The organism is Tichowtungia aerotolerans (assembly GCF_009905215.1).
Taxonomy (GTDB): Bacteria; Verrucomicrobiota; Kiritimatiellia; order Kiritimatiellales; family Tichowtungiaceae; genus Tichowtungia; species Tichowtungia aerotolerans.
This window is the reverse complement of record NZ_CP047593.1, coordinates 2,528,112-2,546,896: the sequence shown is the minus strand read 5'-3', so window position 1 is coordinate 2,546,896 and position 18,785 is coordinate 2,528,112. Positions and strand designations below refer to the sequence as shown.

General features: G+C 52.4%; 15 protein-coding genes. All 15 read right to left on the bottom strand.

Translation table 11 applies throughout. The features are described from left to right. Positions 1 to 27: 27 nt before the first annotated feature. Entirely contained in the window at positions 28 to 708 is a 681-nt protein-coding gene (locus GT409_RS10380) for a GntR family transcriptional regulator (protein ID WP_160629021.1), read from the bottom strand. Positions 709 to 759: 51 nt separating this feature from the next. After that, entirely contained in the window at positions 760 to 1,602 is an 843-nt protein-coding gene (locus GT409_RS10375) for a hypothetical protein (RefSeq protein ID WP_160629020.1), read from the bottom strand. A gap of 93 nt (positions 1,603 to 1,695) precedes the next feature. Continuing rightward, positions 1,696 to 2,589 carry a PEP-CTERM sorting domain-containing protein gene (locus tag GT409_RS10370; protein ID WP_160629019.1) on the bottom strand — a complete coding sequence of 298 codons (894 nt, stop codon included), beginning with the start codon at positions 2,587 to 2,589 and terminating at the stop codon, positions 1,696 to 1,698. Positions 2,590 to 2,639: 50 nt separating this feature from the next. Continuing rightward, positions 2,640 to 3,824: a hypothetical protein gene (locus GT409_RS10365; RefSeq protein ID WP_160629018.1), complete on the bottom strand. Its 1,185-nt coding sequence runs from the start codon at positions 3,822 to 3,824 to the stop codon at positions 2,640 to 2,642. A 196-nt stretch (positions 3,825 to 4,020) separates the two neighbouring features. Further along, the gene (locus tag GT409_RS10360) at positions 4,021 to 5,496 is read right to left on the bottom strand and encodes a sulfatase family protein (protein WP_160629017.1); all 1,476 of its coding nucleotides are present in this window, start codon (positions 5,494 to 5,496) and stop codon (positions 4,021 to 4,023) included. A gap of 28 nt (positions 5,497 to 5,524) precedes the next feature. Further along, positions 5,525 to 6,487 carry an ROK family protein gene (locus tag GT409_RS10355; protein ID WP_160629016.1) on the bottom strand — a complete coding sequence of 321 codons (963 nt, stop codon included), beginning with the start codon at positions 6,485 to 6,487 and terminating at the stop codon, positions 5,525 to 5,527. Continuing rightward, positions 6,487 to 7,401, bottom strand: a complete 915-nt coding sequence (locus tag GT409_RS10350) for a sugar phosphate isomerase/epimerase family protein (protein ID WP_160629015.1) — start codon at positions 7,399 to 7,401, stop codon at positions 6,487 to 6,489. The genes GT409_RS10355 and GT409_RS10350 overlap by 1 nt, the downstream gene beginning before the upstream one ends. After that, a complete protein-coding gene (locus GT409_RS10345) occupies positions 7,398 to 8,204 on the bottom strand; it encodes a M55 family metallopeptidase (RefSeq protein WP_160629014.1) in 807 nt (268 codons plus the stop codon). The genes GT409_RS10350 and GT409_RS10345 overlap by 4 nt, the downstream gene beginning before the upstream one ends. Beyond that, positions 8,201 to 8,653, bottom strand: coding sequence for a YhcH/YjgK/YiaL family protein (locus tag GT409_RS10340; RefSeq protein WP_160629013.1), 453 nt, complete (start codon positions 8,651 to 8,653; stop codon positions 8,201 to 8,203). The genes GT409_RS10345 and GT409_RS10340 overlap by 4 nt, the downstream gene beginning before the upstream one ends. Positions 8,654 to 9,142: 489 nt before the next feature. Further along, positions 9,143 to 10,318 (bottom strand): ISL3 family transposase, encoded by a 1,176-nt coding sequence (locus tag GT409_RS10335; protein WP_160629012.1) that lies wholly within the window; start codon positions 10,316 to 10,318, stop codon positions 9,143 to 9,145. Positions 10,319 to 10,458: 140 nt separating this feature from the next. Beyond that, the gene (locus GT409_RS10330; RefSeq protein ID WP_160629011.1) at positions 10,459 to 12,867 is read right to left on the bottom strand and encodes a hypothetical protein; all 2,409 of its coding nucleotides are present in this window, start codon (positions 12,865 to 12,867) and stop codon (positions 10,459 to 10,461) included. Positions 12,868 to 13,248: 381 nt separating this feature from the next. Beyond that, positions 13,249 to 15,270, bottom strand: coding sequence for a CehA/McbA family metallohydrolase domain-containing protein (locus GT409_RS10325; RefSeq protein WP_160629010.1), 2,022 nt, complete (start codon positions 15,268 to 15,270; stop codon positions 13,249 to 13,251). A gap of 10 nt (positions 15,271 to 15,280) precedes the next feature. Further along, positions 15,281 to 16,522 (bottom strand): sulfatase family protein, encoded by a 1,242-nt coding sequence (locus GT409_RS10320; protein ID WP_160629009.1) that lies wholly within the window; start codon positions 16,520 to 16,522, stop codon positions 15,281 to 15,283. Then, complete coding sequence (locus tag GT409_RS10315) at positions 16,519 to 17,328, bottom strand: hypothetical protein (RefSeq protein ID WP_160629008.1); 810 nt, start codon at positions 17,326 to 17,328, stop codon at positions 16,519 to 16,521. Before GT409_RS10315 ends, GT409_RS10320 begins: the two co-directional genes overlap by 4 nt. A gap of 13 nt (positions 17,329 to 17,341) precedes the next feature. Next, positions 17,342 to 18,766, bottom strand: a complete 1,425-nt coding sequence (locus GT409_RS10310; protein ID WP_160629007.1) for an MFS transporter — start codon at positions 18,764 to 18,766, stop codon at positions 17,342 to 17,344. Positions 18,767 to 18,785 lie beyond the last annotated feature (19 nt).

Below are 18,785 nucleotides of genomic sequence, written 5' to 3'. Positions count from 1 at the left end.
GATTCCTCCAATTAGTGGAAAAATTGGCTACAGAATCGGCTCAGTACCATATTCGTCCCGAAGCAGCCGCAGGCGCTCTTCATACGTGGGCATAATGTGTTCACGCATCACCCGTTCGGCCTCGGCCCGGTCGCCGCCAGCAATAATATTGGCAATATCCGTGTGGTCATGAGGCTGGCTGGGCCAGAGATGGGAGGCGAGACGAACGAGAACCTGTTCGGTAATGTGGGTAAAGCCCCAAATATTCATGAGCGATTCGTTATCGGACATTTCAACGATGCTCCGGTGGAAATCAACGTGCATTTTGAGAAATTTTTCCTGATCGTCCTTTGGCACGGCATTCATTCTGTCGACCAGAGCCAGCAACTCGTTTTTCTGACGGGTAGAGCAGTTTTCCGCAGCCAGTCCGGCGGCCAGTGCTTCGAGGGCACCGCGAACTTCGAGCAGTTCCTGAATTTCATCGACCGTGTAAGTTTTGCAAAACACGCCGCAGCCGGGCACCCTTTTGACCAGCCCCTCGGCTTCCAGCCAGCACAGCGCTTCGCGGATCGGCACGGTGGTGAGCTCCAGCTTTTTGGCAAGATCGCGCTGGTCGATCCGCTGCCCGGGTTCAATTTCCCCGCTGTTGATCATTTCGCGAATCGCCTCGCGAGCCCGCTCGGGAGCGGACTCCAGAGCCATCAGATTATCGGGTTTTTTTTTGCTCATATCTGTTCTGCCGCCTCATTTTCATTATAATGAGCTTGAATATTACAGATATTACAGGTCGAAACCAGCATGTTCTGAAGAATTAATTCTTATTTTTTGATTCACCTGCAACACGCCGTTTTCATACGTGTAATCGAGACCCTTCACTGCATTGGTGGCCCCGTTGATCACTAAAAACCCGGCCTCATTATACAGCTTGATCAAAGACGAATTTCCCCGTGCGGAATGAAATACAATAGAGGCGGAATCGTTAAGATAAAATGTGGCGCCGGCGGCGATCCACCCGTCATAAAACTTTTCAGCCGTCAGCGTTTCAACATTCAGTGTACTGCTGTCGTTCAGAACAATCTGCGTGCCCTCCTCCATATTTTCTGTTACTTGCGGCAAAGCAATCTGGCTGTAGGTCGACTTCCCGTTGAGTGTCACAAGCAGTTTCGACCCGGGCTTATCAAAAGAAACCCCTTTCGTGCTCAATACCGCATCATCATACAGGTTGATGGCCGTCGTTCCGGTCGTTAGACGAATCCGGTTCCCAACCGACAGGGTCACCGAATCCATCAAATCAACCCCGGCATTCGCGTATGCTAAATTCAAATAGTCGAACAGGGTCAGTGTTCCGGTCCCTTTAAACTGCGCCTGAATATCATCCAGCACGGTAACCGTTGAGACCGTCGGGCTTGCATCCAGATACAGTTTATCCCGATCCTGCATACCATACCGAATGCGGGGCGCATCCGCAGTTCCCGGCACAGCTCCGCCGCTCCAGTTGGCAGGATCACTCCAGTACTGAAATCCATTGGTGCTGGCTCCGCCCCCGATTAAATCCAGCATAGCCGCCTGTACACCGCCCAGAACCAACAGCACAAATCCAACCAACCATCTTGTTTTTTTCATCGATTAGCCCTTTCTTATCATGATCAAAGAAGCTGCTTATTATAAAAAGGCTCCGGAGGGTCACTCCGGAGCCTCTGCTTTACACTGGATAGATCACTTGCGATCCATTAACCGATGACGAACGGCCAGCACCCCGACCGTGCCGACCATAAACAAACCGAGCGTTGCCGGCTCGGGGATGACCTGTAAAACGCCCGTATCCACATTATAGGTGTAATCAACATCCTTAACGGCATCTGTTTTCCCATTGAGCACCAGATAACCGGCCGCATGATACGTGGCAATATCATCGATATTGTTACCGCTGGTCTGCAGCGTGATCGATGCGTCATCGTTCAAGTGAAAGACAGCTCCATTGGAAAACCAACTGTCAAACAACTCCGATGCGGTCATGTTCTCCATAAGCACACTGCTGCTGTCATTAAGCACAAATTGAGAATCGGCATGCATATTCGCGGCAAGCTGCGGAGCGCCAAGCTGCTTATACATTGAATTGTTGTTGAGCGTCACCAGCAGCTTTGCCCCCGCAGCATCAAAAGAGATGTTCTGTGTTTCCAGCGTCGAATCATTGTGCAATGTGATCGCGGTTGTCCCGGTAGTCGTGCGGATACGATTTCCGATGTTTACGGTCGCCGAATCCCAAAGATCTAGTGACGGATCTGTGTATGCCATATTCAAATAACTGCTGGCAGTCATCGTACCGGGTCCACCAATATTTGCCTGAATCCCATCCAGCACAACAATGGTCGCCACTGAAGGACTCGCATCCAAATAGAGCTTGTTGCGGTCATTATCATTGTATCGGAACCTCGGTACATCTGTTGAGGTCGGGAGATTACCGCCAGCCCAATTGTTGGTATCACTAAAGTGGTGGAACCCGCCAATATCGGTTCCGTTCCCCACCAGATCTACTACCGCCGCCTGTGCGCTGCTCACGGTCGCAATAACAACCATTAACATACCCATCCATTTTATTCTGCTTTTCATCTCCTCGTCTCCTTTTTTATTTGAAAGCTTATTCCCGAAAACCCCGCACATTAATTTTTCTCAACAACCAGTTTAATAAAGGTCTTCAGGTTATCCACAGGAATATTGTTGGTGACAAAATCGAATGCATTTCCGGTCACGTTCGTGCCCGTTACAGAATAGCCGTCATTGGTCCAAACCCCGGAAACCAGATTGTCTGTGGTTTCGAGATAATAACTCAGGGCCGGATCGCCTGTGCGCTGAGGATACTCATAGATCAACGTCCCGCCATCAATTGAAACCGTAAAGGCCTCTCCCTGATGCAGGGCGTTGGTCGGATTGCCCCCCAGGGCATATTCCGCCAGATTATCGAGCAGATCCCCGTCGTAGTCGTTGGTCTCGGAGCCGATATCGACGCCCCATCCGGCGGCCCACGTTACGAAGCCCGACGCGGATCCTGCCTGTAGGACTCCGGTTTCAGTGTCATAGGTGTAATCAACATTGAGCACGGCATTCGTGGATCCGTTGATCACCAGATGCCCGGCCGCATTATACGTGGCAATATCATCGATATTGTTGCCGCTGGTTTGCATTGTGATCGAAGCCGTATCATTCAGATAAAACGTCGCCCCGTTGGTAAACCAGTTGTCATACAGCTCTGCAGCGTTCATGGTTTCCATAACCACACTGCTGCTGTCATTGAGCACAAACTGAGAATCCGCATGCATATTTGCGGTTAACTGGATGTTAGTTTGAATGTAACTGGAATTGTCATTCAATGTTACAAGCAACTTGGATCCGGCAACATCAAATGAGATGCCTTTCGTATCTAAAACTGAATCGTTATACAAATTCAGCGCCGTTGTCCCCGTTGTCAGACGGATACGATTGTTAATTACCAGAGTCACCGAATCCATCAAATCAACCCCGGCATTCGCGTATGCTAAATTCAAATAAGCGGACATGGTCAATGTTCCCGTCCCTTTAATCCGGGCCTGTATATCCGCCAACACGGTAAACGAGTTCACAGTCGGGCTTGCGTCCAAATACAGCTTATCCCGATCCTCCGTATCATACCGAACGCGCGGAGAATCGGCTGAGGTGATGACAGCATTCCAATTGTTTGTATCGCTCCAGTAATGGAACCCGTTCGTGTCGGTTCCGTTTCCCACCATATCCACCGTTGCCGCCTGCACACCGCTCACGACCGCAATAACAACCATCAGCATACCCATCCATTTCACTCTGCTTCTCATCTTCCCATCTCCTTTTTTTTGAGGACTCATTCCCGCAATATTAATTTCCTTACAGCGCACACCCTTATTACCGAATTCCCGCATGCCGGTCAATTATTTTATTACAAAAATAACAAAACAAAGACTGCCCTCAATACGCCTTCTTTTTACGCATTTTCAACTCACCCACGTTCGCTCTGCCGGAGGGCATCATCATTCACTTTCCCATCTTTTCTTTTTCACGCTGCACCAGCGGCTTGTATCCGGCGGCATAGTTGATCTGTTCTTCCATCAGGAAGCGGCGGAGGCGCTCGCGAAGCTCAGTCGCCACGGCATGGTGATCTTCGGATTTGATCAGGTTGTTCTTCTCAAACCGATCGCTGTCGAGGTCATAGAGGTATTCTTTGTCTTTTTCGATGTACCACTTGTAGCGGTCGTTGCGCACCATATAGTTGAGCATGCCGTCCTGCTGAATTTCGCAGAAAACCGCATCGCGCACGGTCTCACCCGGATTACGGATTGCCGGCATCAGCGAACGTCCGGAGACATGCGGAGACAGTTCGCCGCCGGCGGCATCCAGCAGCGTAGGATAAAGGTCAATCAGCTGCGAAAGCGCAGGCAACTTCATGCCTGAGTCGGTCAGCCCCGGAATTCGAATCAGCATGGGAACCCGGGTTACCTCTTCCCAAAACCTTCCTTTGGTGATGTTACCGTGCTCTCCAATCGCCATGCCGTGGTCGGCAGTAAACACCAGAACCGTATTGTCCCAGCGGCCGCTCTCTTTGAGCGAATCAATAACCCGCCCGACCATATCGTCGATGAATGAAATTTTTGCCAGATACGCCGCTTTGGTTTGACGCACCGTATCAAGCGTATAATCCATACCGTACTTTTTAAACGGTTTCACGTTGTCGCGCAGCGCCATACTGCCGGATTCATAACGGGCGGCGTATTCATCCAGCGGGTCGTACGGGGAATGCGGATAAGAATAGCCGACCATCATCATAAACGGTTTATCTTCTGGAACCTTGCGAATGTACTCAGTGGCAAAATCGGTCATCATCCAGTCGCAGGTTTCATTCGGCTCCAGCAGTGAGGGCCGCACCAGATACTGATTGCTTCGAAGCCGATCGGTCATATCCTTCGAGTTGGCCTCGAACTTGCCGATTTTTTTCAGGAAATCCTGATACACCCCGCTACCGCCGCGACTGGCGAACATCGTGGCGACATCTTCAAAATAATCGATTCCCAGTCTTTCGTAATAGTCCGCCTTGCTGTCATAAAACTTTTTGAACCCGTTGCCGGACATCCAGTGCGTCTTGCCGATCATTGACGTGGCATAGCCCGCTTTTTTAAAGTCGGAAAACATGGACGTCAGGTGCTCCGGGATCAGCTGCTCGTTGGCATTGCCCCAGGCTCCGGTACTGTGCGGATAAAGCCCGGCTACCAAGCTGGTGCGCGACGGCATGCAAACGGTGCTGGCCGCATAGCAGCGCGTAAACATCGCGCTCTGCGCCGCCAGTTTATCCAGATTGGGAGTATCCGCATTCGGATCACCATCAAAACTGGTGTAGAACGAATTCATATCGTCACACAAAAGCACCACAATATCCGGAGCCGATGATGCATAAGCGGTACCCATCAGTCCAAACAGGATGGCACCTGCCAAAACAGTCTTTTTTAACACAGTCATTTATTTCTCCTCTTCATTCTTTTCAATCTCATTTCACCAAACAATCCAGCCCGTTCAACGCAACCGCCACCCCGCTCAATTCCCCGATGTTCCGCAAAACCGTCGGCTCAATTACACAGCCTTCAGTGGTCCGCGGCCAGGCATACTGTGTGAGCCGCTCTTTCATTTGAGGAATGAACAGGTCGCCGTCATACACCGCAATGGTTCCCATCACAATGGCCGACGGATTGAAACACTGCATCAGGATGCCAACCCCCTGCGCGCAGCGATCGATAAACTCCTCCCACTGCTCGCAGGCAAGGGCATCGCCGTCACGAACGGCCTTACAGATCCCCTGGATCGTCACCTGCTCCACATCGCCACCCACATCATCCAGAATAGCGGTTTCAGCCGTTTTCTTGCGCAACATGTCCCGAATATGCAGCTCCATTTGCCGTCCGCCGCAATAGGCCTGCCAGCACCCCTGCTTGCCGCAAAAACAGGCGCGTCCGTCCGGAACCAGGCACATGTGCCCCACCTCACCGGCCAGATCGTTTGCGCCACTAAGCAGCAGCCCGTTGCAGATGATGCCTGCACCGATCCCGGTGCTCATGGTGAGGTAAATCAGATCTTTTCCTTTATGTGCGCCGAAAAAATATTCCGCCAGCCCAGCCGCATTCGCGTCATTTTCCATAAAAACCGGACAGCCGAAGGCATCCTTAAAAAACCGACCAACCGGGAAGTCAGCCCATCCGGGTAGTTTTTTGGTTTCATGAATCACCTGAGCCGCGGAGCTCATCGGCCCCATCGCTGAAATGCCAAGCGCCTGAAAGGATGAAGGCGCAATCGCCGCCTCCTTTATCAACGCGTTCAGGTTTTCCACTGCCAGCGAAAGGGTGACTTCCGGCGATTGGACATCCGTCGGGAAACGCGCCGATGACAGCACCGAGCCCTTCCCGTCGGCCAGAGCGACCGCCGTCTTGGTTCCTCCAATATCAACGCCGAGAATCATCAGGCAGACCCCACGACTTTGGCCCAGGCCTCTTCGGTCATCGAATAGTAGCGATCCAATGCATCGAGCGGGTCTTCCCCGCCCATCACGCGCATTTCGATACTGGCCGATCCGCGCTGCCCTTTGGAAAAATATCCAGACTTAATTCCCAGCCTAAACAGTTCTGCCAGGTCATCGACCCCGTACTCGCCCTCCTCGATGGCGAGCGGCACGTGCTTGTCCCCGAACAGCGGATGAGTGCGATCCTTCAAAATGCAGTTCCCCAGATGGATGTGACCCAGATATTCACCGGTGTCGGATAGCGCCTGCGCAAGTGTTTCGTGCATCAGCGGAACGTGACACATATCGACCATACTCGCCATGTTCGGGAAACCCCGATCATGGACGCGGCGGCAGATGTCCACCGCCTCCTTCGACGAGCCGATCAGCTTTTTCTTCGACACATCCCAATCGGTCGGCTCAATCAGCACCAGCACATCCGGCACCTGGCGGCACAGCTCAACATAAAAATCAACCAGCCGCTCGAAAGCCGCTTCGCGCTGCTCCAGATTGTTCGGCCCGCTGTTGGTAATGATCTTAGTCGCACTGATCGCTTTGGCGCGCTCCAGCTCGTCACGATACACATCCCGTGTGTAATTCCATTTTTCATCGTCAAACGATCCCGGTGCAAGCGACGGCTTGCCCGCCCGGTTGCCGCAATTATAAAAAAGCTCCTTGCCGCAACTTTTCATCAAGTCAATGGTCTTTGAACGGAACGGCTCATCCTCTGGAACCCACATGTCCAGAATCTCAAGACGCGGATCTTTGGCCACGATCTCAAGTGTTTCAAAATGCGCCCGGCTGTCCTCCTGAATGACATCGTAGAAAAGCAGATGGTGGTTGAGCCCCAGCTTCACGTATTCATTCAGCTTCATTTCATCGCCTTTTTAACTTCATCCTGGATGTGTAGGTAACGCGACCAAACAGCCGTCACCGTTGGCCCGTCAAGACAGAATGTATTGCCATCGAATTCAGAGCCATAACGGGCTTTCAGCTTTTCCGTATAATCCGAGTCCGCAAGATCAATCTGCAGCTTCACCGGCCCCTCAATTTTAAACGGCTTCACATCCGGCGGATTTTCCAGTGCCTCTTTAGCCGCCGTACGGATCATCTCCGCTGTCTTGACTGCCGAAAAGCACTGCGCCTCGTTCTCACCAAACGACTTTTTCACTGAAACGGTCCGCACGCCCGGGATATCGCTCTCTGCCTCCGCCATTCCCGCAGAATCGCCGGTAATCAGCCACAGCGGAACCCCAAAGTCGCCTGCAACTGCGGCCTCTACGCCGATCTCACCAAACGACCGGCCGTTCAGCCGAATATCCAGATTCTTGCGGGAATAACTGTGGGGCAGCACCGCGCCCGGTGTGCCCGACTTCGCATGAAGCCCAACAATCACCATCGCATCATAACTGTCGTCAATGCCGCCCCACTCCGGCGTGTAATGCGGCTTGCCGCGAATGACGCTTACCTCTTTCGGCAATGCCGCCATATCTACATTGCGGCCATCCGTGTGCTCATCATAAACAACAATCTCAGTCGCACCGCCAGCCAGCAGACCATCAATACACGCCAACAGATCATTCATCAGCATCGCCCGACCGAATTCGGAGTTCTCCGCCTCAGTATAGGTCGTGACCCCCGTCACGCCCTCCACATCAGATCGAATCATCACCTTCATACAATCACCTTCATGCAAACTTTCCGAACATTGGAAGGCTCTCCGATACAGCAGTTCGGACGGTGGTTATCCTGCGGGTAATAAACCACAAACCAGCCCGGCTCCAAATTGATCGTCGAAAAAAGCTCCGGAGCTTTCAGCTTTACCACATCATTCGCCACATCGAACTCGCCCAGCGGGGTCAGATCTTGAGATGGAGCCACATCCTGACGCTCACAGCCTTCCAGCATCACCTGCACATCGGTGTATTTTTTATGACACTCAAACTCACGAACCTCCGCCGGCTGTGTCGTATAAGCCTGAACCCGTGCCGATAGCCGATCGCCGTCCAAGTCATGATCCCCAACCGGCATCTCCCCCGCCTTATCGCGCGCATAAACCACCGCTTCATACACCGGATGTCTTTCTTCAAAATACTGAGCTAAATTTTCAAACTTATCATAAATCATATCCAAACTCCTTATATTAAACCGTATAATTGTCAGACAACCGTCCCTATGGAACAAACAATTAAAACACTCTCGACTCAACCTCAAGCTTTTTTGTTATTTTTGTTATCACAAAAAATGGTCAATATTCTTTTGTAAATTAGAGATCGACTGAAACGCGGCCGCCACAAAAACTCCACCGACGAAATTGCTCTACCAATATTTCCTCGTGAAACACCCTGAAAAGTTCTGTGGAAACTTCTGTTTACGACCATCGTGATAAGCATTATTTCAGATGATTTTACTTTTCCTTGCACGCGCCTGAAATTAGTGTATTATTCTCATGGTTAAGCAGATAGGGAAACAATCTGCAACACGCCATTGATTGGGAAATGGCTATGAATGGTTTCGGGACGTAGAAGTCGCTGGTTCGAATCCAGTCACCCCGACCAGATAAAGGCGGCTCGGCTCTGGCTCTTCCCCAAAGACGGGGGCAAGGGCGAATTTTTATTAACCACACATCACAATTACTCTCAATCTGTAATTGTCGAAATTCCTGAAGCCATAGGCTCTTCTCTGAATCAGCTCCATCTTGGTATGGAAGCCTTCTGTAATGCCGTTGTTGCGGGTGAACCTCCACATCCGGGCGATCTCATCGCGCCAGGAACTCAATGTGGCCCCCAGCGTGCGCAACGGCTCGAATGGACTGTTGCGCAGCTGATCGATCCAGTACAGCAGGCGTGAGATTAGCGGCCGGCAATCCTTTTGTGTTCGATGCTTCTGGTTAAGCAGTTCGCATAGCTCCTCTTTGGCCTTGTACACCATACCAATCGCTGGGTTCTGCTCAAAATATCGCTCCAGACGGGCCTGTTGGTCTGGATGCAGATTGCCGCTTTTTCGGCGCATCAGCGATAGCAGCCCACGGTTTTTACGCCCTACAGGGTCAAGTAGCTTCCATGTGTCGAGGAAATGGCGGATGACGGTTCGCACCACATGGAACCGATCGCTGACGATCAATGCATTCGGGAAATACTTCCGAGCCAAGCTGCGATAGCTTGATGAAAGGTCGATACAGACCACCTGAACGCGCTCTCGGCCTTTCATTCGCATCAGAGCGCTATGCAGGGAGTGCTCCGATCGTCCCTTGGCTACCTCGAATATCCGATGCTTCTGCAGGTCACAGAAGGTCGTTGCGTATCCCTGCTTCTTGGTGAAGAAGTGTTCATCAATACCCAGAACCGTCGGGCACAACCGGCTGGAAAACATCTTCTCTTTAAGCTCCAGATGTTCATGAAACCACCGCTCGACAGTAGCGGATCCGATCCGCCGGGTGCGGTGCAGCTGTTGCTGGCTGATGCCGTCACGGTGACCCATAAAGATCTCCTGACGGAACATCTCGGTACTGCGCCGGTACGGCAGCAGGCCGGGCACTCGGGCCCTAAAATAGCGTCTGCAGTCTTCGCAGCGATATTTACGCAGCGTCAAGTACAGCCAGGTGTTTTTCGTTCCAATGCTTTCATGACGCAGCTTCCGTACAAATCGATCCTTAGTGCGCAGCTGCTCTGAACTGCATTGCGGACAGGCCACCGGGCCAACGTACTCGGCATGAATCATCACGCCACCGTGGCGGACTACGGAATGAACCTTGATGCCGGGGCCGACGAGGTCTATCTTCTCTTTGGGCATAGCGATCCCTTTTTTTATCCAACTGCTACCTTAGCAGTCAGAGATCGCCCTTGCCCCCGTCGTTGAGGAAGAGCCTTACCTACCCGATCAGGCCCGACTTTTTTAGTCGCCAAGACTGCTCGGGTAGATTTGAAACCATGCTATTCTATAATCAGTCGAATAAACTTCTGATCTTCCATCATATCAACCGTATTTGTAACAAAATCCAAACTGTCGCCGGTCACATTGGTTCCAAGTACAGAGTACCCGGCATTCACCCATGTCCCGGAAACGAGATTAGTCGTCAATTCAACAGAATATGTCAGCTCACCGCCCGCATCTGAGCGTTGCGGACAAACATAATTGAGCCAGTTGGTTCCACCCACATTCTCGATAGCGACAGTCGGAGAGGTCCCTTGATCCAAAGCATCGGTCGGGTCTCCCCCCAAACCGTATTCATATAAATTGGACAGCCCGTCACCATCATAATCGTTGGTTGACGCGCCGATATCCACACTCCAGCTCAGCGCCCACCCGACATAGCCGACAGTCGTGAATGTCTTCTCGACTTTCAGGCTGTCAATATAGGCGCCGCCGCTTGCCGCATTCGTCTGGTTGCGCAGCACGACCTGAAGGATGTTCACAACGGGGTCGGAATTGGTGCCGAGGGGAAACTCGTGACCAATAGCAAATCCGTTGGTAAGCGTCGTACCATTAATCGCCAGATCCACAGTCTGCGCAGTGACATGATAGGTCATCTCGGCAGTAATAACTTCGGATCCGTAGCCCTGGAAGTTCGGCGTTTGATTTCCTCCGCCCCATGTCCCGCCAAAAATCTTTGTATAGGCCGGAGCGAACAGGACCATCGGGCCAACATTGGCATCTTCACTCAACATGCCAACACTGTCCGCTCCCTGAAACCCGATCATCACCCAGTCGTTGGCCGGCACGCGTATTTCGGCGGTGTATTTGATGTCCTCCACCGCAACATCATCGGTGAGCGGATCCGTCGCAATCTGAAACCGGAAATCCGTATTGGGATTCAACCCAACCGACTCCAGCAAGCCGTTTCCGTCCAGACCGGTATTAAATGAGATCGGGGAAAATCCCGATGAATATACTTCCGGAACAGAAACAGAAGCGGCAGTCGTTGCCGGCCCACTAAAATCATCCTGATAAACGATCACCGGGGCTCCCAAAGGAATTGTTTTTGTATATGCCACATCAATTTGAAGGCTATCAAGATACGCACCCCCGTTTGCCGCAGTCTGCTGGTTGCGCAACTGTGCCTGCAACCAATAGACGACCGGGTCGGAACTTATACCTGCAGGAAACTCATGACCGAGATCAAAAGCCATAGCAATAATCTTGTCGTTAATCACCAAGTCCATGGTCTGATCCCCAACATGGTACGTCATCTCAGCGATAATGATATCGGAGCCGGTATAGTAAGCCGGGAGCCCCGCCGAATTATTTCCAGCAGGATAACTGCCGCCGCGCAGAATTACAGTGCCGTTCGGATTGAACTGAACAACCGGTCCGACATCGGCTTCCGTCGTCAGCAACCCGTTTGCATTGTACTGCTGAAAACCAATCATTATCCAGTCGTTGGTCGGTGTACGCATCACTACTTTATATTTGATGTCTTGAATTTGCGAATCATCCGTCAAAGGCTGTGTATCAATCCGAAACCGATAGTTTGCATTCGCACCAGCACCAGCAGCCTCCAAACGACCGTTTCCGTCCAATCCTGTCAGAGCCGAAGCCGGATAAAACCCGGGCAGCGAGATCTCCGGAACCGAAACCTTTGCGGAATTTGTTGCCGCTCCACTGAAATCATCCTGATAGATAGTTACCATCGAACTTTCGGGAATTTTCTGAACATCGAAGCTGTCAAAATAGTAGGCAACCGAAGGAGCCTCAACCAATCCCAAATCAAACACTTTCAAGTCTTTTTCCGGATGGACGAACGCGTCTGTTTTTCCGTCCGCCACCTGAGTGGCTCCAACCCATACATCATATGAATTTGCGGCCAGAAGCTGAGTGCCTCCCTCCGGATCTGTGTAGCTGATTGGGCTCTCGGACGAATCATTCAAAAAAATCGTCACAGTCTGCACTCCAGTGAACGCGTCTGTGGTCCCGGTCACCTTCCACTCATTATCCGTACCTGTCGCCTCAACCCCCCACGCCATCCAGTGATTTCCACTTCCTTCTTCTCCGATCGTTCCGGTAAACAACCGCGTATCGGCGACTTCCGAAAAAGACAGTTCCATATCGAACGCAAAAGACATGGCCGTAACGGGAGAGCCCTCCATATCGATCCATCGCCGGATATTTCCTCCGACACCGGCGTCCTTGATCAGCTTCAGCCGACCGTCCTCAACGGAAGCCGTCGCGCCATTGATCAGCGTAAACTGATTCGCTGTCGGAGCTGTATCATCGATATAATCAGCCACATTGGTTGAACTTGAAAAATCCTGTTCAAAAAGAGCTGCCGATACCGAACAAACCCACACGCCAACCATAATCGCCGAGATCACAACGCCTAGCCACCTGTTTCTTGTACCCATCGCCCACATCCTTTCGTATTTTTTTATCCTCCCTATCTCCAAGACCGATGCTACCCCCGCAACAAAAACTGATCAAATTTTTTATGCACATTTTTTATCACAAATACGAGCTACAACAAAAAAACCAAATATAAGTGGTGTTTTTCGGGACAAAATAAGGTGTAGAAAAAACAGCTTAAGACAATATTTGATGCAAATTTACACAACATAAAAAGCCTGAAAACAGAATCAACCCTCGCCCCCCATACCGATTCACAAAACAAAACCATTACAGGATAACCGAAACAGATAACACCTGCCTGACGCCGGTATACCGCAGGAAGCAAAACGACAAAACCGCGACTCAATCAATCAGCGTACTCTCCTGAGCCGCGGCCAGTTTTACGCCGGAGACGGGCTCACCCATACCGGCGAGCTCCAGACAAACTGGGTTTTACCACGCATGTACTCTTCGCAGATACTCTGCGCTTGAATGGTCAGGCGAACATAGTACCAGCTGCCGGGAGAAGAGTCTGTCCAACTCAGCTCAGCAGTCATGGAATCCAAAACTTCCGAATGAACAGTCGCGCCGTCCCTGATAATTTCAACCTTTTCAATCGGAGACCCGGCAGCAGCCCGAACTTCAACGGTTACCTTGTCAGAGGCCGGAACCGTCTGTCCGGACTCAACCCCGTTTGTTTTGACGTGCAGAATGCTGCGGTCACCGGTCGTGGCAATACAGTGCCGGGTATAAACCGCATCACAGATTCCAGCGCGGTCAAAAGAAGGCGCCCAGACCCCCGTCAATCCGCAAGTCCCCGGACGGGCCCAGTGGTCGTCGCCGGCGGCCACGCACCCCATCATTTTTCCTGCCTGGAGCTGCTCCACCCAGGTCTCCCCTTCCATTGTCGGAATCTTCTTATGCGAATAATGGGGCTTATTATGGAGATATTCCGTCCGTCCATGATTGGAAAATATTTCGCAAACGCTCATCAGGGCGGAATCATAGTTGCCCCAGTTGAACGGGCGCATATTCTGCGCAACATGATGCGGGATCAGCGGGATCAGCGGGCAGCGATATGGATGCAGCTGGTTGAAAAGGCCTTCCGGATAGCTGCTCGATTCATAGGGCTCGTGATCAAAATACGGCACGCGGCTTTCCTTGAAATAAGCATTGGCATCGCCCTGAGCATGGGAATATTCATTGGCGATGATGGCAACAAACTGTCCGGGGTCATCCGCCCGGTTCGTAACGCGCTGCATTTCCTCCCATTCGTCCCGGGTATAATTACCCTGAAGCAAGCCGTGATGATCCGTATTCGCCTGAAAGTCGAGTCCATAGCGATAACGACCGATGTTATACGATCCGGCATACGTCGATGTCGTATGCGCCCACACTCTGGCATCGGCTGACTTCTCGGTGTGCACATGCAAATCTCCCCAAAAAAGACGACGAGCCGGCTCTTCCGCCACAATCTCGATTGGGTTCGAACGGCAGGATCGACCCTCTTCATCTTCAACAAGAAGCCAGTAAAAACCAGGCACATCAAAGGATACAGAAAAGAGATGAGCCCCCCTGTCTTCCTCCACAAAACGATATGAGGCAGGCAAGTTTCCTTCAGCACCGCTCTCCAACCGGAAACTGATCTTCCCCCGATAACATTGCGCCGGATTATTAAACCGGTCGAATGCCGCCACGTTCACACGTACCGGCTCACCAGGCAGCGCCATGGATGCACACCGAACAAGAAGATAATCAGCGGGACCGGATTGCTTGGGAACCTCTGCCGTCTGCGGCAACTCTTCGCTCTGCCCATCGCCGTTATGATCTGCAAGAAGCTGAAAACGCCAACTGTCCCCATCCCAGCGCCGGGCATGCGTATCCAATTTGACATCATGCCAGAGAAAAGAAACCGGCATCCGGGGCGCGAGCCCTTCCGGAAAACAAACCTCGACACGGGACTTGCGAACCAAACAGTTTTCCTGAACTTCGAACGGAGGATATTTCAGCTCCACAGAAAAAGCAGCATCCGCGCGAACCTCCATAAATGCAGGCTTCGCCGAATCATCAATCTGCACCGCAGCATCCGCCGGACCTGGCGGCACCGACAGCGTCACACTGCCGCCGGCAGCAATTCCTTCGTCGGGAGAAACATACGTAATCTCAACCCACTCCACACGCTGATCCGGCTGCAATACTTCATCTGAACAGCGAATGGAACAGCTGCCTTTTCCCAGCCCAAGAGTATGACGAATATAAGCTTCCGGGTGCCCCTGCCACGCGAACTGCGCAGCATACTTTTTCAACCGAGTCCCGTCTGAACCGGATAATCCGTTTCCTATGTTTCTGCAGCCGGCAAGCACTCCGGCTCCCATCAGTCCGCTGCGACACAGAAACCGGCGCCGGTCGATCGTTTTTTTCATGCTCTCACCTTTATGCCTTCCGGGCTTTTTTCATTTCTTCCCGGTAACGGGCGGATGGAATGATTGTTTCAAAATATTCCTGCTGCCTTGTTTCAAACCGTTGCAGCACGCCGGCGAGATCCGGCTGATCTGCCAGGTTGCTGAGTTCATCCGGATCGGCGATCCGATCAAACAGCATCATCTCGCCGGTTTTAAAGTGCCGGTAATATTTATACCGTTTATCCGTCAGGACGATCTGGGGGCCTCCCTGAAAGATTTCACACGGGACATACTCCCGCCACGCAACATCTTTTCCTTCGATTGCCGGACGGAAACTTTTCGCGACACTCATATCCGGCATGCATTCTATTCCGGCGTAATCCAGAATCGTGGCGGGTACATCCACACTGGAAATCAGATGGCTGGCATCGCGTCGGCCGCCCGGCAGGCCGGGCTGCACGACGATCAGCGGAACTTTCAGCGCCTCGTCATACGGGCGGCTCTTTTTGAAGAGGTTATGAGCGCTCATCATTTCACCGTGATCGGCGGAAAAGATGAATACTGTATTTTCCGCAAAGCGGGAATTTTGCAGTGCATCGTAAATCCGACCGATTTCCGCATCGACCATTTCGGTCATCCGGAAATAATAGTAGCGATACAGATCGACCCAGTCGGCCGGCCAGTCTTTGCTTCCTGTCGGTTTAGACGGATCGTATGATCTCATCCGCGGAGGAATTTCTTCAGGGAAATGACGTTCCACTCCGAATTTTGTGGCCAAATGATCCTTCGCCAAATTCAGATAACAGCAGTCATGGGGATTCAGCATCCCGAGGTTCAGGAAAAACGGCTCTTCATCGGAATAGTTTTCAAGAAATGCCTCCGCGGTCCGCGTCACGGCGCTGTCGTGCTGTTCGCCCAGGGCAAACTGGGGATGCAGCAGTTTAAAACTTTTGGCCACATTGCGGGCGATATGCCATTTACCGGCATAAAAGCATTGATATCCCCGCGCAGACATCCACTGTCCAAGATCCGGGAAATCTTCAATCGACTGATTATTAACCAGCGTTCCGTGCTCCGAACTCATGCGCCCGGTATACCAGCAGCTGCGGGCCGGACAGCAGATCGGATTGGAGGAGAAACTGTCTTCGAACAGAATCCCGTCCGCCGCCAGGCGGTCCATCCCGGGAGTCCGGGCGTTTTCACCGCCGTATGCAGAGACTCCTGTCTGCGTCAGCTGATCCACGTGACAGAAAATAATATTCCATTTTTTCATGCGGCACCTCCGATCTCAGCATCGGTCAAAAGATATGAAATCAGAAATCCGGTCATGGCCAGAGGCAGGCCGGTCGGACCGGAGACATAATTTACGGGGATTCCTCCCGGACCGTACTGAAGAAAGGAACCCAGTGAGGAGCCATCTGTCAAGACAACCGTTCCGTCGGCGATGAACCGCTGGTCCGGCATCAGGTAATGCAGTTCCCGCAATGCATTCATCGGCTGGTCAGCGGCAGAAGACCGGGCCCATTTTTCCGGCGATGCCAGCAGAGCAAACGGAAACAGGATCGGGCCGGAAAACGGAATGCTTTTTTTGCGACCGCCAGCCCATGTCAGTTCCAGTTCTGTTTTCTTTCGAATGCCTTTAAACCGGTTCTCCACCAGATTCCGGCAGTTTGTGTCCGGGCTGAGCGGCTTTGACGTAAACGTCCACTCTTCCGGCGTGTTCCAGACGTCGTCAAGGCAGGTGACTTCGGATACCCAGTGATCCTGACCGCAGGCACAGTCGACACGGAAGGCAACGCGGCCCTGTTCCCGGCGCAGGCGGGAAAGGATCAGCTTTCCGATCACCGTGTTATGCGGCCCGCCTTCGCCCATCCAGTTGATTATATCGTACTTCAGGACCATCGGCCCGTCCGGCGTATAAGGAGCCGTCGGAGCGACCCACTTTTTTAAATATTCAAACGCCGGATTTAGAGCGTATGAACCGGATGCCGCCTGCGCACCGAACACACGGTTGCCCAGAACCGAAAGCATGGCCGCGTGAAGCGTTCCTTCCATAAATCTGCGACGGGTTGCCATCATTGTTTTCTCCTTTCTATTCTTCCGAATGCAGTTTTTCCATGTACGCCCGATCCACCGGATATTTCCTCAGGATAAAGAACGAGAGAACGACCAGCGCCGGACCGCTCAGGAAGGTCATCACAGAAACATTGCGGGCGGCCTCGACCGTCTGATGCTCCGCGCCGGAGACGATCCCGGCCCAGGTGACCAGCCAACCGGTAATCAGCAGGCCGAACGACGTTGCCGCCTTCAGGAAGAAACTGAATACCGCGGAATAACTGCCGTCTTTCGCCGCGCCGGTGCGATGCCGGTTAATCGCGGAAATATCCGCGATCATGGAAAGCGCCAGCGGCACCAGAATCCCGCAGCCGCCCCACCACATTCCCTGGAAAAGAGCAAAAAGAACCGTTGCGATCGGAACGTCGCCCCACAGGGTCTGCGGAGCAAGCAGGCCGGTTGAGAATACTGCAAAAAGCGCCAGTCCGCCCGACAGACTGATGATCATGCCGATATACCCGGCCGCCTTTTTGTCAAAGCGGGCCACCAGCCTGGACAGGCAAATGGAACCCAGTGCAAAGGCGACCATCCCCGTGCCGTGCACACAGGTTTTTTCATTATCCGCAAACTGCATATAGTGCACATAGGTGAACATCTGGATCTGGGAGACCAGCAGCATGGCCAGCTGGGCGACTCCGAAAAATCCGAACACATACCAGGCCAGCCGATCCGTAAAAATCCCGGCCATGTCCCTGAAAAAAGCCTTCAGGGTGTTGCCTTCCATCGACATGGACCGGCTGTTGGCCGCATAGCGCCGGGTCGCCAGGACACAGCTGATGATAGCGATGAACGAAACAACCGCCAGCACGCCCCCCATGACCAGATAGTTGCCCTGAATCTGCGTTCCATCAATCCGACTGCCGTCTTCAGCAATCCGATCCCTGAAGAACATGGACCATGCCCCGGCGCCGAAAACCAGATTGACCATCTGATTGAGAAAGAAACGCACCCCCTGAAGCCGGGAACGGTCTACATAGTCCGGGCACATTTCAAACCCCAGTGCGGTATAAGGAACCACAAACACGGTCACAGCAGTTCGAACAACGAGGTTGATCAGCAGAATGCACCAGAAAATCGCGGATGCTTCGGTGAATTTCCCCGGCAGTATCCACAGCAGGAAGAAAGAGGTCGCCAGCGCGAGGCCGCCCCAGAAGACATACGGCAGGCGCCGCCCGAACCGACTGCGCGTATTGTCCGTGATGTGCCCCATCACCGGATCAGTCACCGCATCCCACAGCGTCGTGATGCTCAATGCGATTCCGGCGTAGGCCGCGCTCAGTCCCAGCACCTGGGTATAAAAAAGCATCGCAAAGTTGGAGATACCGTTCATGGTGATCGAGGTGGCCCCCTCTCCCAATGCATATCCAAACATTCGTATCAGTGATACTTTTCTGCCTTTCATTCGACTTTCTCTTTCTTTT

What these genes read in the sequence shown, in the direction of transcription:
- GT409_RS10350 (WP_160629015.1), bottom strand. Translation starts at nt 7,401, where the DNA reads ATGAAGCTGAATGAATACGTGAAGCTGGGGCTCAACCACCATCTGCTT.
- GT409_RS10365 (WP_160629018.1), bottom strand. Translation starts at nt 3,824, where the DNA reads ATGAGAAGCAGAGTGAAATGGATGGGTATGCTGATGGTTGTTATTGCG.
- GT409_RS10315 (WP_160629008.1), bottom strand. Translation starts at nt 17,328, where the DNA reads ATGATGGCAACCCGTCGCAGATTTATGGAAGGAACGCTTCACGCGGCC.
- GT409_RS10335 (WP_160629012.1), bottom strand. Translation starts at nt 10,318, where the DNA reads ATGCCCAAAGAGAAGATAGACCTCGTCGGCCCCGGCATCAAGGTTCAT.
- GT409_RS10325 (WP_160629010.1), bottom strand. Translation starts at nt 15,270, where the DNA reads ATGAAAAAAACGATCGACCGGCGCCGGTTTCTGTGTCGCAGCGGACTG.
- GT409_RS10340 (WP_160629013.1), bottom strand. Translation starts at nt 8,653, where the DNA reads ATGATTTATGATAAGTTTGAAAATTTAGCTCAGTATTTTGAAGAAAGA.
- GT409_RS10380 (WP_160629021.1), bottom strand. Translation starts at nt 708, where the DNA reads ATGAGCAAAAAAAAACCCGATAATCTGATGGCTCTGGAGTCCGCTCCC.
- GT409_RS10355 (WP_160629016.1), bottom strand. Translation starts at nt 6,487, where the DNA reads ATGATTCTCGGCGTTGATATTGGAGGAACCAAGACGGCGGTCGCTCTG.
- GT409_RS10370 (WP_160629019.1), bottom strand. Translation starts at nt 2,589, where the DNA reads ATGAAAAGCAGAATAAAATGGATGGGTATGTTAATGGTTGTTATTGCG.
- GT409_RS10330 (WP_160629011.1), bottom strand. Translation starts at nt 12,867, where the DNA reads ATGGGTACAAGAAACAGGTGGCTAGGCGTTGTGATCTCGGCGATTATG.
- GT409_RS10320 (WP_160629009.1), bottom strand. Translation starts at nt 16,522, where the DNA reads ATGAAAAAATGGAATATTATTTTCTGTCACGTGGATCAGCTGACGCAG.
- GT409_RS10375 (WP_160629020.1), bottom strand. Translation starts at nt 1,602, where the DNA reads ATGAAAAAAACAAGATGGTTGGTTGGATTTGTGCTGTTGGTTCTGGGC.
- GT409_RS10310 (WP_160629007.1), bottom strand. Translation starts at nt 18,766, where the DNA reads ATGAAAGGCAGAAAAGTATCACTGATACGAATGTTTGGATATGCATTG.
- GT409_RS10360 (WP_160629017.1), bottom strand. Translation starts at nt 5,496, where the DNA reads ATGACTGTGTTAAAAAAGACTGTTTTGGCAGGTGCCATCCTGTTTGGA.
- GT409_RS10345 (WP_160629014.1), bottom strand. Translation starts at nt 8,204, where the DNA reads ATGAAGGTGATGATTCGATCTGATGTGGAGGGCGTGACGGGGGTCACG.